Raw genomic sequence first — 17850 nt, forward strand, 5'->3', positions numbered from 1 at the left:
GTCCCGTTTAGTCAGCCAGCGTCAGCGCGAGTGCCCTGTTTCTTCATGGAGCATAGATCCAGATCAATAAACCCTCGGCGCAACTGCTCTACCCTGCCGCGCTTTTGCGACCGACGCCGCCATGACGACCTCCTTCACCCCCGAACTGCTCGCCCCCGCCGGCACCCTGAAAAACATGCGCTACGCCTTCGCCTACGGGGCCGATGCAGTGTATGCCGGCCAGCCGCGCTACAGCCTGCGGGTGCGCAACAACGAGTTCGATCACGCCAATCTCGCGCTCGGCATCCGTGAAGCCCAGGCCCAGGGCAAGCGCTTCTACGTGGTGGTCAACATCGCGCCGCACAACGCCAAGCTGAAGACCTTCCTCAAGGATCTTGCACCAGTGATCGAGATGGCGCCGGATGCGCTGATCATGTCCGACCCCGGACTGATCATGCTGGTACGCCGACACTTTCCGCACATGCCAATCCACCTGTCGGTGCAGGCCAACACGGTGAACTGGGCGAGTGTCGAGTTCTGGCAGCAACAAGGGCTGAGCCGAATCATCCTGTCCCGTGAACTGTCGCTCGAAGAGATCGGCGAAATCCGCGAACAAGTGCCGGGCATGGAGCTGGAAGTGTTCGTCCACGGCGCACTGTGCATGGCCTACTCCGGCCGCTGCCTGCTCTCGGGTTACATGAACAAGCGCGACGCCAATCAGGGCACCTGCACCAACGCCTGCCGCTGGAAATACTCGGCGCAGGAGGCCACTGAAAACCAGCTCGGCGAGATCGTGCAGACCTTCGAACCGCAACCGACCCTCGGCCTCGGCGCCCCCACCGATCAGGTGTTCCTGTTGCAGGAAGCCAACCGTCCCGGCGAACTGATGCCGGCCTTCGAAGACGAACACGGCACCTACATCATGAACGCCAAGGACCTGCGCGCGGTACAGCACGTCGAACGCCTGACCCGCATGGGCGTGCACTCACTGAAGATCGAAGGCCGGACCAAATCGCACTTCTATTGCGCACGCACCACCCAGGTCTATCGCCGGGCCATCGACGATGCGGTGGCCGGCCGCGAATTCAACCGCAGCCTGATGACCGATCTGGAATCCCTCGCCCAGCGCGGCTACACCGAAGGTTTCCTGCGCCGCCATGTGCATGACGAATACCAGAACTATCAGAACGGCAGCTCAGTGTCGGAGCGTCAGCAGTTTGTGGGTGAACTGACCGGCGAGCGCCGGGATCGACTGGCCGAGGTCAAGGTGAAAAACCGCTTCGCACTGGGCGATCATCTGGAACTGATGACGCCCAAGGGCAACTTCCATTTTGATCTGCATGAACTGCAGAACCTGAAAGGTGAAGCCATCGACGTGGCGCCGGGGGACGGGCACACGGTGTACCTGCCGATTCCGGATGCGGTGGATTTGCGCTTCGGGTTATTGATGCGGGATATCGGCGCCGCCTAATTATCCAATCCGCCCTACTCAGAGTAGAAACCTCCAATCGGGCAAGGCGACATGGATGGCGGCCATCAAGACTTGTCGAGTAACGCCGATAAACAGAGAGATCAAAAAACACTTCCCTTGCCAGGAATCGATCACAAAATGACGGCGGGGCAACCAAGTGCTTGGCCTACAAGGAGCGTTATCCAATGCTAGACCTCATATACATCGTCGAAGACCAGCCTGCATCCGCCCCCTCTGAAATAGATGACTCACGCTACACCCCAAACTTCACACTCTCAGGTCAAGACCCTGCGCTCCTGAGTGCAAAACCCAACTATTCAGGGCCAACTGCGGCTGCGCTAGCGGCCCTGTCCGCGTCGTCATTCCTGACTCCTATGCTGCCAATTTCTCTGATAGCTGGCGCCGCTGCAGCGGGTGCAGCAAGCATTGGCGGATCGCTTTTCACAAAAGATCGCAGTGCCACACCCGAGCAACCGCTCCCAGTCATAACAGAGGAATCACGTTCGCTCGCAGCGTACATACGACACCATTCGTTGTCCCGCAGCCAAGCAAAAGACGCTGGATATCGCTTCCAGCCTGGGCACCCCGTTGTTGGCAAGGCGTACCGTAAACACCCACTGAATGACTACCCAAATCCGGAAAATGGGAAACTGTACATCCCAAGCGACAGCTACGATGCAATCCTTCTGGAAGAGCGCGAGTCAGAACTGATCAAGCTGCTAGTCCATCTCGGGGCTACGAAAATCAGCATTACCAAAAAAGCCTCGGACAAAACCCGCAATACCATTACCGGAGGAGTGTCGGTGCAAGCCGGCTCCCTGGGAGGTGGAGATGCCAGTTACATGGGTAAAACTGAGCGCGACACTGACACACTCGACACTCGTGAATTCTCGCTAACTGGCAGATCCTGGAAAGCAGACAGCAAAGCCGATCGAGACAACTTCTTTTGGCTTTCCTACGAGCCATCCTGGAAGGCTGTCGTATTCGCCCGCGAAGTCGGCGGGTGCCTGACAGCCTCACTGGAAATAAAAGAGACCACGTCATTCTCCACGGACAAAAACCTGGAACTGTCAGTTAAGGCAAAACTAGTTGAAGTCGGCGCACAGGCAGGCAATTCGAATCTGGAAGCTGAAGAAAAAACATATTTCGTAAAAGCAGAATTCGCGCCGGTAAACCATAGCGCCGATGGTTGATGCAAGACCGTCAAGTCGCCCCGTATCCCTCATGAGGGGTCAGGGTGAAGGTGATTGCTTTATCCAGCGAACTCCTCGCGCAACATCGCCACAAATGCCTCACGCGCCGGGTGCACCCCGGCGTTTTCATGCCAGTAGAACAAGTTGTCGATGGCCGCCAGTTCCGGGAATTCGTAACCCGCACACCCCGCGCCTTTGGCGTATTGCTCGAACACGCCTTTAGGCACCAGGGCCACGCCGGCGCCGGCACTCACGCAACCGACAATCGCCCCGTAACTGGCCAGACTGACAATCGGCAACGCCAGGCCCTTACGCAACAGCCAGTGCTCCAACGCGGCGCGATACGGACAGCCTTGCGGCCACATGAACACGGTTTTGTCCTGCAAATCGTCGAGGTCGCGCACCGGCCCGAACGAGGTCGATGCGATCAGCAGCAATTCTTCGCGATACATCGGCGTGCGCTTGAGCTGCGAGCGCTCGACGTCCACCGCAACGATCGCGCCGTCGAGTCGATGGCTGACGGTATCGTCGAGCAGTTGCCCCCAGGTGCCGGTGGTCAGTTCCAGCGCCACGTTCGGGTAGCGCTTGTGAAATTTTGCCAGCAGGCGCGGCAAACGCCCGGTCGCCGAAGATTCGATGGCGCCGATGCGTAGCGGCCCGGAAGGTTCGGCGGCAGGATCGACTGCGCGCTTGGCTTCAGCCGTCAGTGCCAGAATCTTCTCTGCATAAGCGAGAAAGGTCTGCCCCGCCGGACTGATCCGCAGCCCGCGCCCTTCGCGCAGAAACAACGCCACACCCAGTTCCGCTTCCAGGGATTTGATCCGTGCCGTGATATTCGACGGGACGCAAAACAGCTTTTCAGCCGCTTTGGCGATGCTGCCGACCTCGGCCACGGTCTTGAACATGCGGATCTGCGCCAGCTCCATAATTCGTCACTCACAGTGAATGGTTGGCGCAGTATAAGTCAGTTGTGACGAATGATTGACCGCCCGGATACTTGGCGCATCAACCCTCTTGGTGCCTCGCTCATGCCTTCCACTTCGCCTTTGAAAATTCTGTTGGCCATGGCTTTCGTGGTCGGTTGCTGGGCCTATTCGCCGACCGGCATCCACATCGGCCTGCAAGCCTACGACCCCGGTCATCTGGCCTTGCTGCGGTTTCTGCTGGCGTCGCTTTTCATGGCGGTGATTGCAGGTTTCAAGGGCATTCATCTGCCGCGCCTGCAGGATTTGCCGCTGTTGTTTGCCCTGGGCTTCTTTGCCGTCAGCCTGCATCACGTGGTGCTGAACATTGGTCAGCAAAGCGTCAGCGCTGGCGCGTCGAGTGTGCTGGCGCAATCGACGCCACTGTTCAGCACGCTGCTGGCGCGGTTCCTGTTCAAGGATCGGGTCAGCGTCTGGCGCTGGGGTTGTGTGTTGCTGGGATTCGTCGGCGTGGTGATCGTGGTCAGCGGCGATCGCGGCCTCGGCAGCCTCGACGCGCACGGTTTATTGATCCTGCTGGCCGCCGTGTCATGGAGCGTTTACTTCGCTCTGCAAAAACACCACGCCGGACGCTACGACGGGCTGACGCTGGTTTGTTACACGGTGTGGTCCGGCACACTGTTGCTGTTGATCTACTTGCCGGGGCTGGCCGACAGCGTGGCCAGTGCGCCACTGCGGGTGCAATGGGCGGTGCTGGGTCTGGGCGTGTTTCCCAGCGCCCTCGCCTATCTGGCGTGGGCATTCGTGCTCAAGCATGTGGATCTGAGTCGGGCGACGATGACGCTGTACCTGATTCCGCCGACCGCGATGGGGATTGCCTCGGTGGGTTTAGGTGAGCGCCCGACGCTATTGGTGCTGGTGGGCTCGGCGGTAGTGCTGATCAGTGTCCTGGCGTTGAATCTGGAGCGGCCGACGGTGGTGCGGGCCATAGAGACTTGAGTCGCGGCGGCGTTAGGCGCCGCCCGCCGAAAACCGGTCACGACTATTGGTCAGGTGCAGCCACATCGCCGCACGCGCCGCGTCCGGGTCCTGACGCTTGATCGCATTGAGGATCGCTTCATGCTCAAGATTCGCCAGTTGCCCGAGCTTGCTCAAATCCACCGCCCCGCGCTCGGCCGCGTTGACCCGGGTGCGCGGGATCATTGCGCTGCCCAGGTGCTGCATGATTTCGGTGAAGCAGACATTGCCGGTGGCTTCGGCAATCAGCAGGTGGAAGCGCCGGTCGGCCTCGACGCAACTGTCGTTGTTGGCCAATAGACGCTGATAGTCGTCCAGCGCCTGACGCATCTGCGCCAGTTGTTGCTCGGTGCGGCGCTGCGCAGCCAGTGCCGCCGCTTGCGTCTCCAGTCCCATGCGCAATTCGAGAATGCTGCGCACGCCCAGCGCGGTGTCGACATTCAGCCGCAATCCCTGCTCCGGCGCGCGCTCGATCACGAAGGTGCCGATGCCGTGCCGCGTCTCCACCAGCCCCGACGCCTGCAATTTTGAAATCGCCTCACGCACCACGGTGCGACTGACGCCGTGTTCCTGAACGATCGAGTTTTCCGACGGCAACTTGTCACCGGGCAACATCTGGCCGAGCAGGATGCTCTGGGTGAGTTTTTCCACCAGATCATGGGCCAGGTTGTGCGCGCGTTTACGAGCGGGAGCGTCGAGGTCTTCTTGCATGGTCGGTTCCGGTGATCGAGGCAAACCGATCGTAGCACTGGCGGCGATGACTTGTATGAGCTCCTATGAATTTCGGGGCCAAACTTGTATGACAACACTCGATTTTAGCTAGAAAACCACGCACTTCGCCGAGCAATCGCCCCACGATCACTGCCCTAGAAAGCTTTCTCATATCTGACACAACCCTTACCAAAGCCAACAAATACGGCAATTAATATCTGAAAAAGCATAAAAACCACTCCCCGTAGACAAATTTGATTGAGCACTCCCGCTTGTAGGACAAAAAAACCTAGTTGTATGATGTCTATCAACAACGCAACACCAGACATACCCCGCATAAAAATAACGAGTGGGAGAAAACCAAGTGAAATCATCCATTGCCGGGATGAACGAGGGCGCCGATTCCGTGCTGTCCTCCGCCATTGCCAAAGTCAAACGCCACGTCCTGCCGCTGTTCGTCATCATGTTCATCGTCAATTACATTGACCGGGTGAACATCGGCTTCGTCCGCACCCACATGGAACACGACCTCGGCATCGGTGCCGCGGCCTACGGTTTCGGTGCCGGACTGTTCTTCATCGGTTACGCGCTGTTCGAAGTCCCCTCCAACATGCTGCTGCAAAAGGTCGGCGCACGAATCTGGCTGACCCGCATCATGCTCACTTGGGGCCTGGTGGCCGCCGGCATGGCGTTCATCCAGAACGAAACCCACTTCTACATCCTGCGATTTCTGTTGGGCGTGGCCGAGGCCGGGTTCTTTCCCGGGGTGATCTACTACTTCACACGCTGGTTGCCGGGGGCCGAGCGCGGCAAGGCGATTGCGATCTTCCTCAGCGGTTCGGCCGTGGCCTCGCTGATTTCCGGCCCGTTGTCCGGTCTGCTGTTGCAGATCGAAGGTCTGGGCATGCACGGCTGGCAGTGGATGTATTTCATTGAAGGGATGTTCTCGGTTGGCCTGTGCGTATTCGTCTGGTTCTGGCTCGACGCCAAACCCCACGATGCGAAATGGCTGACCCGCGCCGAGCAGGATGCGCTGGTCAAAGCGATCGACGATGAACAGAAAGCCCGCGAAGCCGCGACCCCGATCCGGCCGTCGCTGGGCAAACTGCTCAAGGATCGCCAGATCATCCTGTTCTGCCTGATCTACTTCTTCATTCAATTGACCATCTACGCCGCGACGTTCTGGCTGCCGAGCATCATCAAGAAGATGGGCGAGATGAGCGACTTCCAGGTCGGCCTGTTCAACTCGATTCCGTGGCTGCTGTCGATCATCGGCATGTATGCGTTCGCCTCATTCTCGGCGAAGTGGAAACACCAGCAGGCGTGGGTCGCCACTGCATTGCTGATCGCCGCCGCGGGGATGTTCATGTCCACCACCGGTGGGCCGATTTTTGCCTTCGTCGCGATCTGCTTTGCCGCACTGGGTTTCAAATCCGCCTCGTCACTGTTCTGGCCGATCCCGCAGGCCTATCTCGATGCGCGGATCGCCGCTGCCGTGATCGCGCTGATCAACTCGGTGGGCAACCTCGGCGGCTTCGTCGCCCCCACCACTTTCGGTTTGCTGGAACAACACACCGGCTCGATCCAGGGCGGCCTCTATGGTCTGGCCGCGACCTCGATCATCGCCGCGATCATCGTGTTCGCCGCTCGTATGACACCCAAATCCGCACCTGAAGTCGCCGTGGCCGATGCCGCGCCAAAACACGCTTGAAAGGACAATCCCAAATGACCGCACACGACATCGCCAAAGCCCCGATCATCACCGAGATGCAAGTCATCCCGGTAGCCGGCCACGACGGCATGCTGCTCAACCTGAGCGGCGCCCACGGGCCGTTTTTCACCCGCAACATCGTCATCCTCAAGGACAACGCCGGCCACACCGGGGTCGGTGAAGTGCCCGGCGGCGAACGTATCCGCCAGACTCTTGAAGACGCGCGCAGTCTGGTGGTCGGCAGCCCGATCGGCACGTATCAGAAGATCCTCAACCAAGTGCGCCAGACCTTTGCCGACCGCGATGCCGGTGGCCGTGGCCTGCAAACCTTCGACCTGCGCATCACCATTCACGCGGTCACCGGGCTGGAAGCCGCCCTGCTCGACCTGCTCGGCCAGCATCTCGACGTGCCGGTGGCGGCATTGCTCGGCGAAGGCCAGCAGCGTGATGAAGTGAAGATGCTCGGTTACCTGTTCTACGTGGGCGATCGTCGGGAAACCGACCTCGCCTACCGCAGCGAACCGGATGCCGACAATGACTGGTTCCGCGTGCGTCACGAGAAAGCCATGACCGCCGACGCCGTGGTGCGCCTGGCCGAGGCTGCCCACGCGCGTTATGGCTTCAAGGACTTCAAGCTCAAGGGCGGCGTACTCAGCGGTGATGCCGAAATCGAAGCGGTGACCGCACTGGCCGAGCGCTTCCCCGACGCCCGCATTACCCTCGATCCGAACGGCGCGTGGTCATTGAAAGAAGCGATCCGTCTGTGCCGCGACCAGCATCATGTGCTGGCCTACGCCGAAGACCCGTGCGGTGCAGAAAACGGTTACTCGGGCCGTGAAGTGATGGCTGAATTCCGTCGGGCCACCGGGCTGAAAACCGCCACCAACATGATCGCCACCGACTGGCGTGAAATGGGCCATGCGATCCAGTTGCAGTCGGTCGACATTCCGCTGGCCGACCCGCATTTCTGGACCATGCAGGGTTCGGTGCGCGTGGCGCAGATGTGCCACGAATGGGGCCTGACCTGGGGCTCGCACTCCAACAACCACTTCGACATTTCCCTGGCGATGTTCACCCACGTCGCGGCCGCCGCGCCGGGCGACATCACCGCCATCGACACCCACTGGATCTGGCAGGACGGCCAGCGCCTGACCAAGGCGCCGCTGCAAATCGTCGACGGCTGCGTGCAAGTGCCGAAGAAACCGGGGCTGGGCGTGGAACTGGACATGGATCAAATGGCCAAGGCCCACGAACTCTATAAAGGCATGGGCCTGGGTGCGCGGGATGACAGCGTGGCGATGCAGTTTCTGATTCCGGGGTGGACGTTCGATAACAAGAAGCCGTGCCTGGTGCGCTAGGCCTGCGCAGCCTCCAGCAACCAGTGCCTGAACGCCGCCATCGCCGACGTCTCAGGCCGTGACTGCAAGCGCGTCAGCCAGTAGCTGCCGGTGGTGATTTCGATGGCAAAGGGTTGGCGGATCAGATCCGCCGCCAGTTGCCGGGCAAACATCAACGGCGGCGCCAGTGCCACCCCGCCGCCCTGCAACGCCGCCTCCATCATCGCCAGCGACGAGTCGAACACGATGCTCTGGGGCGGCGCGGCATGGGTCGCCAGACCGGCTGCGTGAAACCACTCCGGCCACTCATCGGTGCGATAGGAACGCAGCAAACGCTGCTGCAAAAGATCCCCCGGCGCGTGCAACTGTCGGGCGATTTCCGGCACGCACAGCACCGACAACGGCGCCTCCAGCAAACGGGTCGCCTCGATGCCGTGCCACGCCCCGGCGCCAAACCGGATCGCGTAATCCAGCCCTTCGGCGGCCACGTCCACCCGGTTGTTATTGGTCGACAGCCGCAAATCTATGAGCGGATGTTTCGCCTGAAAGTCCGCCAGCCTCGGCAACAACCAACCCACCGCGAAGGTGCCTACCGCACCGACCGTGAGCATTTCCCGATATTGCCCGCCCGCCAGACGCTCGAGCATCTGCGCGATATGATCGAACGACGTGGTCAGCACCGGCAGCAGGGTTTCGCCCTCGCCGGTCAGCATCAGCCCACGGGGCAGGCGTTTGAACAGGATCACGCCGAGTTGCGCTTCCAGGCTTTTGACCTGATGGCTGACGGCCGCCTGGGTTACGCACAACTCCACGGCCGCACGAGTGAAGCTCAGGTGGCGCGCAGAGGCTTCAAAGGCGCGTAATGCATTCAAGGGCAATTGAGGTCGAATCATGCCAAATCCCAAATTTTTCTAATGGCTCATCCGAGTTTTCATCGTTTGTCGAAAGACGCCGGACTGCCTAGATTTGGCGGCGCCGATCAGCCGGCCCGACGGAAAACGCTCGCAGTGTAGCGGGATAAACCATCAACACTCATGGAGAGTGGTTCACGCATGTCTTCGATCAACCTGAACAAACTCAAGTCCTACAGCGCTTTCGGACTTTTCTTCAGCGCCGCCACCTGCCTGGCCGCCCCGCAAACTGACGATCAGCTGCAGGCGCTGGTCAAGGCCACCGTGACCCCGGTCATGCAACAACAGGACATTGCGGGGCTGGCCGTGGCCGTGACCGTCGACGGCAAGGCACATTACTTTAACTACGGTGTCGCTGACAAAAGCACCGGGCAAGCGGTGAATGAAAACACCCTGTTCGAAATCGGCTCGGTGAGCAAAACCTTCACCGCAACCCTCGCCGCCTACGCCCAGGCCAGCGGCAAACTGGAGTTCTCCGACAAGGCCAGCCAGCACTGGCCCGAACTGAAAGGCAGCGCCTTCGACCACATCAGCCTGCTGCAACTGGGCACCTACAGCGCCGGCGGCCTGCCGCTGCAATTCCCGGACGCCGCGGATTCCGCCGACAAAATGCTCGGCTATTACCAACAGTGGAAACCGACGTATCCGGCCGGCAGCCATCGCCTGTATTCCAACCCGAGCATCGGCCTGTTCGGCTACCTGGCCGCAAAAAGCCTCGGCCAGCCGTTCAATCAGGCCATGACCGAAACCCTGCTGCCGAAACTCGGGCTCCAGCACACCTTCCTGTCGGTGCCGGCCTCTGAAGAGAAGCTCTACGCCCAAGGCTATGACAAGAACAACAAACCGGTTCGTGTCAGCCCCGGCGCCCTCGATTCCGAAGCCTACGGCGTGAAAACCAGCGCAGCCGACCTGCTGCAATACGTCGAGGCCAACCTCGACACCGCCAAACTCGAAACCCCGCTGCAGAAAGCCATCGCCCTCACCCACACCGGCTACTACACCGTCGGCGACATGACCCAGGGCCTGGGTTGGGAACGCTACGCCTACCCCATCAGCCTCGACCGCCTGCTGGACGGCAATTCGACGCCAATGGCCATGGAGGCGCACAAGGTCAAATGGCTGAATCCGCCACAGCCTGAACCAGCGAACGTGCTGCTGAACAAGACTGGCTCCACCGCTGGCTACGGCGCGTATGTCGCGTTCGTGCCGTCGAAGAAAGTCGGTATCGTGATTCTGGCGAACCGCAATTACCCGAATGGAGAGCGGGTGAAGATTGCGCACAAGATTCTGGGTGAATTGACCCGGTAATCACGCCATAAAAAACGGGCGACCTGAGAAGGTCGCCCGTTTTTGTTTGGGGGTTTGAAAAACTACGCCTGTAGCTTCCAGCCCAGTACATCCATCAGATCGCAACTGTCGCGCAGCGGGATCGCAAGCACCCGGGCGAAGTCCTGCAGCAGCAAAGCGTCGTGGCCGGTGCCGTCGCTCAATGAAAGTGTTTCCAGCAGTTGAGTCACGCAGCGCAAGCGGTAGGCGGCGGTGCCGTGGAGTACGTCTAACGGGGCTTCTCGGTCGATCAGGAGACAGGGAATCGGGCAGTCGATGCCGGTGATGGGGATGTAGCGGGGTTTGGGGTTGGAGATGTGTTCGGGGGAATCCGGGTTCGCGGGAGTTTCGGCTGCGTTCGAATCAAATTTGTTCATGCGTGAAGATCTCGTGCAGTTAGAGAAAAAACTGCCGAGCTCCCTTCCACGAGAGGGTGGCAGCTTTGCGCAGGTGTGGAAGTCCGGGACCCCGAGAAAAACCCGGTGCACTCGAGAGTGCTCCTGCGCATAGCTGCCATAAGCAAACAATGTTGGCATAAAAGGCGCCAACAAGTGTTTACAGGCGCACATGCGCTTTCAGGATTCACCGGACTTCCACATCCGACCGCTGATTTTGCAGCGGCCCGATGAGGTTATCGGCGTACGACTCAAGCCACCAGTTCACCAACGCCACCGCGGTTTGAAGGAAATGTCCGATGGATTTGAAGGGTGTTGCGCAGCACGTCAGGCTGGAATATGCGGCAACTATTTTCATGGGTGACCGGGTGAGATGGAGTATCTACACTCCACCGAATCAATCCGTGGCCGGGGATGACATAATGCGCGCCAAAGCTTTAATGCCAACTGACGCTCAAAGGGCGCTGTAATGGAAATTATTAGACTCATTCTCAAGGATGTCTGTCGGTTCACCCATCTGGACATTCAATTCGCCCCAACTGCGAAGCACGCATCAAATGTAACGGTGGTGGTAGGCAACAATGGAGCCGGTAAAACCACCCTTCTAAAATCACTGGCTACTTCATTGAGCTGGTTGATCGCCAGAATTCGAGTCGACAAAGGTAGCGGTAATCACCTAGCTAATGAAGATATTCGAAACGGCGGGCTGATTGCGGAAATTAAAATTGCTGTAGTGGACGGCGCGCGAACTTACTCGAACCTTACTCACATTGAAGAGGGAGCCCACTGTTGGGCCCTTGCTCGGGCCAAATTAGGGAGAAAAAGTGCGGTACAAAGCTCGCTGGGAGATGCCACGAGGCTTGCAGATAAATATCGCCTTCGACTTAACAACGATGACAGAGCCTCGCTTCCATTAATCGCCTATTACCCGGTCGAGCGCTCAGTTCTCGAAATCCCTTTAAAAATCAAAACCAAACACACCTTCGACCAACTCGACGGCTACGACAACTCGCTCAACCGAGGCGTCGACTTCCGCCGGTTCTTCGAATGGTTCCGCGAGCGCGAAGACAGCGAAAACGAAACCGGCATTTCCGACACTGCACTGGCCGAAATCTCCATAAAATTCGGCTATGACAGTGATGTCTGGAAAACCCTATCCAACCTGAAAGCCTCCTCCCGCGACCGCCAACTGACCGCCGTCCGCTCCGCAATCGCCGCCTTCATGCCCGGCTTCACCAACCTGCGCGTGCAACGCAAACCACGCCTGCACATGGCCATCGACAAGGACGGCGTCACCCTCAACGTCGCCCAGCTCTCTCAAGGCGAGAAGTCGATGATGGCGCTGGTCGGCGATATTGCCCGCCGCTTGGCAATGATGAACCAGTCCTTGGACAACCCGCTCCACGGCGACGGCATCGTGCTGATCGACGAAGTGGATCTGCACCTGCACCCGAAATGGCAACGCAGTCTGATCCGCCAACTGAGCGAAACCTTCCCCAACTGCCAATTCGTACTGACTACCCACTCGCCACTGGTGATCAGTGATGCCAAGGACGTGCTGGTTTACGTGCTCAATGACGGTGAACTCCACGAACACAACGGCCTGTATGGCCTCGATGCCAATCAGGTACTGCTGGAAGTCATGGACACCGACATCCGTAACAGCGACGTTCAAAAACGCTTGAACAACCTGCTCGAACGCTTGCAGGACGGTGATTTGGACGCTGCACAAAAACTCTTCGCCGAACTGGCCGAGGAGCTTCCGGATGGCCATATCGAATTGGCCAAAGCCGCGCTATTGCTACGCAAGCTGGAGTTACGTCGTGCGTAAGATCATCAAAGGAGCTGAGCCGAAACAACTGACCCAATGGAAGCGCGCCAACACCACGTTACGTTACCGGGACTTACCGGCGGAAGAACGGCAATCTGTTCGCAGCTCATGCATTGAGGAGCAATACGGCCTTTGCGCCTATTGCTGCCAGTCCATCGTCGTTGACGATGCACATAACGAACATATCGAAGCTCAGGACCGCACTCCGAAACGAACATTGGACTTCACCAATATCGTCGCCAGTTGCCAACGTCCGAATCAGTGCGGTCATGGCCGAAAGACTCAACCCATTGATCTGACTCCGTTGATGGCCGAATGCGAATCCGAGCTGAAGTTTTATCTGTCTGGACGAGTTGCCGGTCAGACCGAACGCGCGAAGGAATCCATCAAGACTCTCAACCTCGGCCATACCGACGAAAGCAATCGCGGACTGATCGGGGCACGAAAAAAACTCGTCGACGATTTGATTTTCACAGGCGGGATGAGTCCCGACGAGCTGGAAGACGAAGAACTGCTGGGCATTCTTCTGGATGATTTGCTGAAGCCCAAGGAAGGACGGCTCCAGCCCTTCTCTCCCGTTCTGGTCAACGTCATCCGCCACTACCTCGCCCAACCCTGACAAAAAGATACACCCCAGCGCCAAAAATACCTCTACGCGACACGCCCCATTGCTTCCCCCCATAAACCTTGTAGGATCGCGCCTTTTTTTCACCGCCCCACCACCACGCATCCGATCCGCCGGGCCTGTTACCCCCTGCGGACTATGCTGAAACTGGGCCTGAGGATTGATCCATGAAAGTGCTGTTGGTCGATGATCACGCGGTAGTGCGCATGGCGATCGGGATGATTCTGGCCCGTGAGGGTCATGAGGTTGTGGGTGAGTGCGACAACGGTGTGGATGCGTTGAGCCAGGCGTTCGCGCTCAAGCCCGATGCGATTGTGCTCGACCTGGATATCCCGCAGCTCGACGGCATGGCGGTGATCGACCGGCTGCGCATCGGCGGCAGCAAGGCTCATGTGCTGGTGCACACCGGGTTGAAAAGCCAGGCCTATGCGGCGCAATGCCTGCGGGCCGGGGTGTCGGCGTTTTTGTCGAAGGTCGATGATCCGGTGGAGATCATCACCGCGCTCAAAGCGGTGGCCAGCGGCAAGACGTGGTTTCCGGTCAATGCGCTGAATTCGGTGCGGTCCAGCGATTTTGCCCGGGACGATGCGCAGTTGCTCGATGGCGTGTCGCGACGTGAGCTCAAGGTGTTGCATGGTCTGGCTCAGGGCAAAAGCAACAAGGAGATCGCCGATGACATGCTGCTCAGCAACAAGACCGTCAGCACCTACAAGACGCGCCTGATGCAGAAACTCAACGCAGGCACGCTGCTTGAGCTGATCGATTTCGCCAAACGCAATCATCTGGTCTGAACCATGCGTTTCGGACGATGGCTGAGCGCGTTGAGCCTGACGCTGCTGGCGCTGATGGCGAATGCAGGGGCGCTGAACCTGCTTAGCCGTGCCGCTGACAATCAGATCGCCCTGCCCCTCAACAGTGCCCAGCACCAATGGCTGGCCAACAAGAATGTGCTGCGCGCCGGGGTGTATGCGCCAGATCGGCCACCGCTGGACATCACCGCCAACCAGAAAGATTACGAAGGCCTGTCGGCTGACTATCTCGATGTGATCGCCCGCAGCCTTGGCCTACGAGTCGAGGTGGCGCAATACACCAGTCAGGCCCAGGCCCTGGCCGCGTTGCAACAGGGCGAGGTCGATCTGGTGCCACGCATCAATCACCTCGAAACGAACTACAGCGATCTGCGCTTGAGCGCGCCCTATGCCTATGATCAGGCCGTGCTGGTCAGCCACTTCGGCACCCACTGGCCCAATGATCGGCTGCCCGCCGGCACCACCGTGCTGTTCGATCAGGACTGGATCACCCGGGAGCGAGTGGCGTCGCTGTTTCCCGAACATCCGCTGCAAGCCGTCAATTCGACCCAGCAAGGCCTCGGCCGGGTGGCCTACGGCGAAGGCATGGTGTTGCTGACCGATGCGATTACCGCGCAATACCTGCTCGAACGCAGCTACCAGCAGAGCCTGAAACAGACCATTCAACGCGACTCCGAAGGGCTGGGCTTCAGCTTCGCCGTGCAGCAGGACGATGCGCGGTTGCTCAGCCTGCTCAATGCCGCGATGGCCAAGATCACGCCTCAGGAACGCACCGTCATCGCCCGGCGCTGGGGCATCGGTACCAACCCGAAACTCGGTTACAACCGCCTGCAACTGACTGCCGCCGAACAGCAATGGATCAAGGATCACCCGCAGATCGAGGTCCTGGCCAACGACCGCTATTCACCGTTCAGTTTCTTCGACAACGAAGGCCAGCTGCGCGGTATGGCAGCCGATCTGCTGGAAACGATCAACGACCGCACCGGCCTGACGTTCCGGCCGGTCAAGATGTCCTCCGTCGACGCCATGACCGGCCGTGCGCAACGGGATCCGCCCAGCCTGATCGGCGCGATGACCTACAGCGCCCGGCGCGACGAACGCCTGACGTTCTCCCGGGCCTACGTGATCAACCCGTTCGTGCTGGTCACCCGCACGCAACCGGAACGTCAGGGGCTGGCCGGCCTCAAGGGCCATAGGGTCGCGATCATCAAGGACTCTGCCGCCGCCAACTGGCTGGAGCGCGAATGGCCGGACATCCAGACCGTGCCGGTCGAAACACCGATCGAGACCTACGAACTGCTCGCCGAAGGCCAGGTCGATGGCGTGATCCAGCCGCAGATGGGCGCGGCGTATCTGATCGACCGGTTCTTTCGCGGCCGCCTGCAAATCGATTCGGTGCTCGGTTCACAACCGGCGCTGATCGGTTTCTCCAGCGGCAAACAGAACGCCATGCTGATCTCGATCCTCGACAAGGCACTGCTCGATATCGCCCCGGACGAGCTTAGCGATCTGGCCAACCGCTGGCAGAACTCGCAAGACCGCCAGGATGACTGGAGCACCTACAAACACTGGATTCTGCGCGCGACGCTGGTGCTGTTGACGGTGCTGCTGGCCATTCTGGCGTGGAATTTCGGCCTGCGTCGGCAGATCGCCGAGCGGCAAAAAGCGCAGAAAGCCTTGAGCGATCAGTTGCTGTTCATGCAAGTGCTGGTCGACGGCACGCCGCACCCGATCTACGTGCGCGACCGCAAAGGTCTGCTGCTGAGCGGCAACCGCGCCTATCTGCAGGTGATGGAAGTCGAGCCGCAGCAGGTGCTGAACAAGGGGCTGATCGAGGCCAATATTCTGCCGCTGGATACCGCCCACCAGTACAAACGCATCCACCGCGCCACGCTGGAAAGCGGCGAGCCGTCGTTCGACAACTTCACCATGACGGTCAAGGACAAGACTTATCACATCTACCATTGGGCCCTGCCCTACCGCGATTCCGACGGCACCATGACCGGGGTGATCGGCGGCTGGATCGACCTCACCGAACAGCAGCACCTGCAACACGCCTTGCTCGCGGCCAAGCATCAGGCCGAGGCGGCAAACCGGGGAAAGAGCCATTTCCTGGCGGTGATGAGCCACGAGATCCGCACACCGATGAGCGCCCTGATCGGCGTCCTCGAACTGTTGCGCCGTCAGCACGCCCCGCGCCCGGACGACACCGAACTGATCGACATCGCCCAGCAGTCCGCCGGCGGCATGATGGAGTTGATCGGCGAGATTCTCGACCTGACCAAAATCGAGGCCGGCCAGTTCGAACTGCGCAGCAGCCGCTGCCATCCCGAACAACTGGCGCGCGCGGTGCTTGAGGGATTCGCCAGCCTGGCCCGACAGAAAAACCTCGAACTGAACTTCATCAGTGACCACGCCGACAGCGCCGTGGAGCTGGACTCCCTGCGCTTTCGGCAAATTCTTTCGAACCTGCTGAGCAATGCGATCAAGTTCACCCCGCAGGGAAGCGTGACCGTCGAGCTCAACCTGACGCCCGACGGTGACCGCGCTCATCTGTGCCTGACCGTCCGCGACACCGGCATCGGCCTGGACGATCAGCAGCGCCAGCGTCTGTTCCAGCCCTACACGCAATTCGAGGCCGGTGACAGCGAAGTGCAGACCGGCACGGGACTCGGGCTGTCGATCTGTCGGCAACTGACTGAACTGATGGGCGGCCGGTTGACCTGCGAAAGTCGCCCCGGGCAAGGCACTTGCTTCACGCTGAATATCGATCTGCAACGCCTGCCCGACCACGAGCCGCTGGCGCAGATTGCCCCGGAAAACCTGCCGCCATTACCTGTGCGGGATGTGCTGATCGTCGAGGATCACGAGTTCAACCGCGTGGTGCTGCAGCGTCAGCTGGAATCGCTGGGCATGCGCGTGACCTGCGCCGAAAACGGGATCGAAGGCCTGCGTCTTTGGCGCGAAGGCGCGTTCGATTACCTGATCACCGACTGCAACATGCCGCTGCTCAACGGCGACAGGATGACCCGTCAATTACGCGCCATCGAAGCCGCCGAGGGCCGCGCTCCCACCCATGTGCTGGGCCTCACCGCCCATGCACAGGCTGAGGAAATCCAGCGTTGCCTGGATGCCGGCATGAACGATTGCCTGTTCAAGCCGCTCACCCGCCGTGCGCTGGAGGATTATCTGCGTCAGGCGGAACAGGCCCGACAGGCGACCGCTCCGTGCTTCGACCTGTCGAAAGTCAGCGCTATCACCGCCGGCGACAGCACGCAAACCCGGCAACTGCTGGCCACGGTACTGCGCACCAACCAGGAAGACTTCGAGACGATGCAGGCGTTGTTCCAGGCCGGGGATTTCCCGGGCATGAAACGCTGCTGCCACAAGATCCTCGGCAGTGCGCGGATCATTCACGCCGCGCCGCTGATTGCCGCGTGCGAACAACTGGAGTCGACCTGCGAAGTCAGCACCACGCGCCAGGAAGTACACCGTTTGTTCGAAGCCTTCGGCCAGCAGATGAAGCGCTTGCAGGCACACCTGCAAGTGGCCTTGCATAGCGTTTCGCTGTAGGACGCTTCCTACAAAAACTTGGGAAGTGCCTGCGTTAC

At 59.8% G+C, this 17850-nt stretch carries 14 protein-coding genes; 10 read left to right on the top strand and 4 right to left on the bottom strand.

What is annotated here, in order from left to right:
- Positions 1–121: 121 nt before the first annotated feature.
- Positions 122–1450, top strand: coding sequence for a prephenate-dependent tRNA uridine(34) hydroxylase TrhP (gene trhP, locus L6D82_RS11715; protein WP_134022317.1), 1329 nt, complete (start codon positions 122–124; stop codon positions 1448–1450).
- A 185-nt stretch (positions 1451–1635) separates the two neighbouring features.
- Positions 1636–2643 (top strand): hypothetical protein, encoded by a 1008-nt coding sequence (locus L6D82_RS11720; RefSeq protein WP_102717052.1) that lies wholly within the window; start codon positions 1636–1638, stop codon positions 2641–2643.
- Between the two features lie 59 nt (positions 2644–2702).
- On the opposite strand, the gene L6D82_RS11725 is transcribed toward L6D82_RS11720, so the two are convergent.
- Complete coding sequence (locus L6D82_RS11725; protein ID WP_102717053.1) at positions 2703–3569, bottom strand: LysR family transcriptional regulator; 867 nt, start codon at positions 3567–3569, stop codon at positions 2703–2705.
- A gap of 102 nt (positions 3570–3671) precedes the next feature.
- Between L6D82_RS11725 and L6D82_RS11730 the strand changes: the two genes are divergently transcribed.
- Positions 3672–4565, top strand: coding sequence for a DMT family transporter (locus L6D82_RS11730; RefSeq protein WP_102717054.1), 894 nt, complete (start codon positions 3672–3674; stop codon positions 4563–4565).
- Between the two features lie 12 nt (positions 4566–4577).
- Here L6D82_RS11730 and L6D82_RS11735 read toward each other — a convergent pair whose 3' ends face one another.
- Complete coding sequence (locus L6D82_RS11735) at positions 4578–5294, bottom strand: FadR/GntR family transcriptional regulator (RefSeq protein WP_102717055.1); 717 nt, start codon at positions 5292–5294, stop codon at positions 4578–4580.
- Positions 5295–5658: 364 nt separating this feature from the next.
- Between L6D82_RS11735 and L6D82_RS11740 the strand changes: the two genes are divergently transcribed.
- Both L6D82_RS11740 and gudD read left to right on the top strand, forming a co-directional pair.
- Complete coding sequence (locus tag L6D82_RS11740) at positions 5659–7005, top strand: MFS transporter (protein ID WP_102687128.1); 1347 nt, start codon at positions 5659–5661, stop codon at positions 7003–7005.
- A gap of 14 nt (positions 7006–7019) precedes the next feature.
- A complete protein-coding gene (gene gudD, locus L6D82_RS11745) occupies positions 7020–8363 on the top strand; it encodes a glucarate dehydratase (protein ID WP_102687127.1) in 1344 nt (447 codons plus the stop codon).
- Here the strand turns inward: gudD and L6D82_RS11750 are convergent.
- A complete protein-coding gene (locus L6D82_RS11750) occupies positions 8360–9235 on the bottom strand; it encodes a LysR family transcriptional regulator (protein ID WP_096822360.1) in 876 nt (291 codons plus the stop codon). The genes gudD and L6D82_RS11750 overlap by 4 nt on opposite strands.
- Positions 9236–9394: 159 nt before the next feature.
- Here L6D82_RS11750 and ampC point away from each other — a divergent pair, with 159 nt between their 5' ends.
- A complete protein-coding gene (gene ampC, locus L6D82_RS11755) occupies positions 9395–10561 on the top strand; it encodes a class C beta-lactamase (protein ID WP_236189097.1) in 1167 nt (388 codons plus the stop codon).
- Between the two features lie 62 nt (positions 10562–10623).
- On the opposite strand, the gene L6D82_RS11760 is transcribed toward ampC, so the two are convergent.
- The gene (locus L6D82_RS11760; protein ID WP_085746263.1) at positions 10624–10896 is read right to left on the bottom strand and encodes a hypothetical protein; all 273 of its coding nucleotides are present in this window, start codon (positions 10894–10896) and stop codon (positions 10624–10626) included.
- A gap of 547 nt (positions 10897–11443) precedes the next feature.
- On the opposite strand from L6D82_RS11760, the gene L6D82_RS11765 reads away from it, so the two are divergent.
- The 4 genes from L6D82_RS11765 to L6D82_RS11780 all read left to right on the top strand — a co-directional run bounded on the left by L6D82_RS11765 (position 11444) and on the right by L6D82_RS11780 (position 17812).
- A complete protein-coding gene (locus L6D82_RS11765) occupies positions 11444–12805 on the top strand; it encodes an AAA family ATPase (protein WP_236189099.1) in 1362 nt (453 codons plus the stop codon).
- Positions 12798–13424, top strand: a complete 627-nt coding sequence (locus L6D82_RS11770) for a retron system putative HNH endonuclease (RefSeq protein WP_236189101.1) — start codon at positions 12798–12800, stop codon at positions 13422–13424. The genes L6D82_RS11765 and L6D82_RS11770 overlap by 8 nt, the downstream gene beginning before the upstream one ends.
- Before the next feature lie 173 nt (positions 13425–13597).
- Positions 13598–14221 carry a response regulator transcription factor gene (locus L6D82_RS11775; RefSeq protein WP_236189103.1) on the top strand — a complete coding sequence of 208 codons (624 nt, stop codon included), beginning with the start codon at positions 13598–13600 and terminating at the stop codon, positions 14219–14221.
- Positions 14222–14224: 3 nt separating this feature from the next.
- Complete coding sequence (locus tag L6D82_RS11780; RefSeq protein WP_236189106.1) at positions 14225–17812, top strand: ATP-binding protein; 3588 nt, start codon at positions 14225–14227, stop codon at positions 17810–17812.
- Positions 17813–17850: the final 38 nt, after the last annotated feature.

It is taken from the genome of Pseudomonas paraglycinae, from assembly GCF_021601625.1.
Lineage (GTDB): Bacteria > Pseudomonadota > Gammaproteobacteria > Pseudomonadales > Pseudomonadaceae > Aquipseudomonas > Aquipseudomonas paraglycinae.

What these genes read in the sequence shown, in the direction of transcription:
- L6D82_RS11725 (WP_102717053.1), bottom strand. Translation starts at nt 3,569, where the DNA reads ATGGAGCTGGCGCAGATCCGCATGTTCAAGACCGTGGCCGAGGTCGGC.
- L6D82_RS11720 (WP_102717052.1), top strand. Translation starts at nt 1,636, where the DNA reads ATGCTAGACCTCATATACATCGTCGAAGACCAGCCTGCATCCGCCCCC.
- L6D82_RS11750 (WP_096822360.1), bottom strand. Translation starts at nt 9,235, where the DNA reads ATGATTCGACCTCAATTGCCCTTGAATGCATTACGCGCCTTTGAAGCC.
- trhP (WP_134022317.1), top strand. Translation starts at nt 122, where the DNA reads ATGACGACCTCCTTCACCCCCGAACTGCTCGCCCCCGCCGGCACCCTG.
- L6D82_RS11775 (WP_236189103.1), top strand. Translation starts at nt 13,598, where the DNA reads ATGAAAGTGCTGTTGGTCGATGATCACGCGGTAGTGCGCATGGCGATC.
- L6D82_RS11765 (WP_236189099.1), top strand. Translation starts at nt 11,444, where the DNA reads ATGGAAATTATTAGACTCATTCTCAAGGATGTCTGTCGGTTCACCCAT.
- L6D82_RS11735 (WP_102717055.1), bottom strand. Translation starts at nt 5,294, where the DNA reads ATGCAAGAAGACCTCGACGCTCCCGCTCGTAAACGCGCGCACAACCTG.
- gudD (WP_102687127.1), top strand. Translation starts at nt 7,020, where the DNA reads ATGACCGCACACGACATCGCCAAAGCCCCGATCATCACCGAGATGCAA.
- L6D82_RS11780 (WP_236189106.1), top strand. Translation starts at nt 14,225, where the DNA reads ATGCGTTTCGGACGATGGCTGAGCGCGTTGAGCCTGACGCTGCTGGCG.
- L6D82_RS11730 (WP_102717054.1), top strand. Translation starts at nt 3,672, where the DNA reads ATGCCTTCCACTTCGCCTTTGAAAATTCTGTTGGCCATGGCTTTCGTG.
- ampC (WP_236189097.1), top strand. Translation starts at nt 9,395, where the DNA reads ATGTCTTCGATCAACCTGAACAAACTCAAGTCCTACAGCGCTTTCGGA.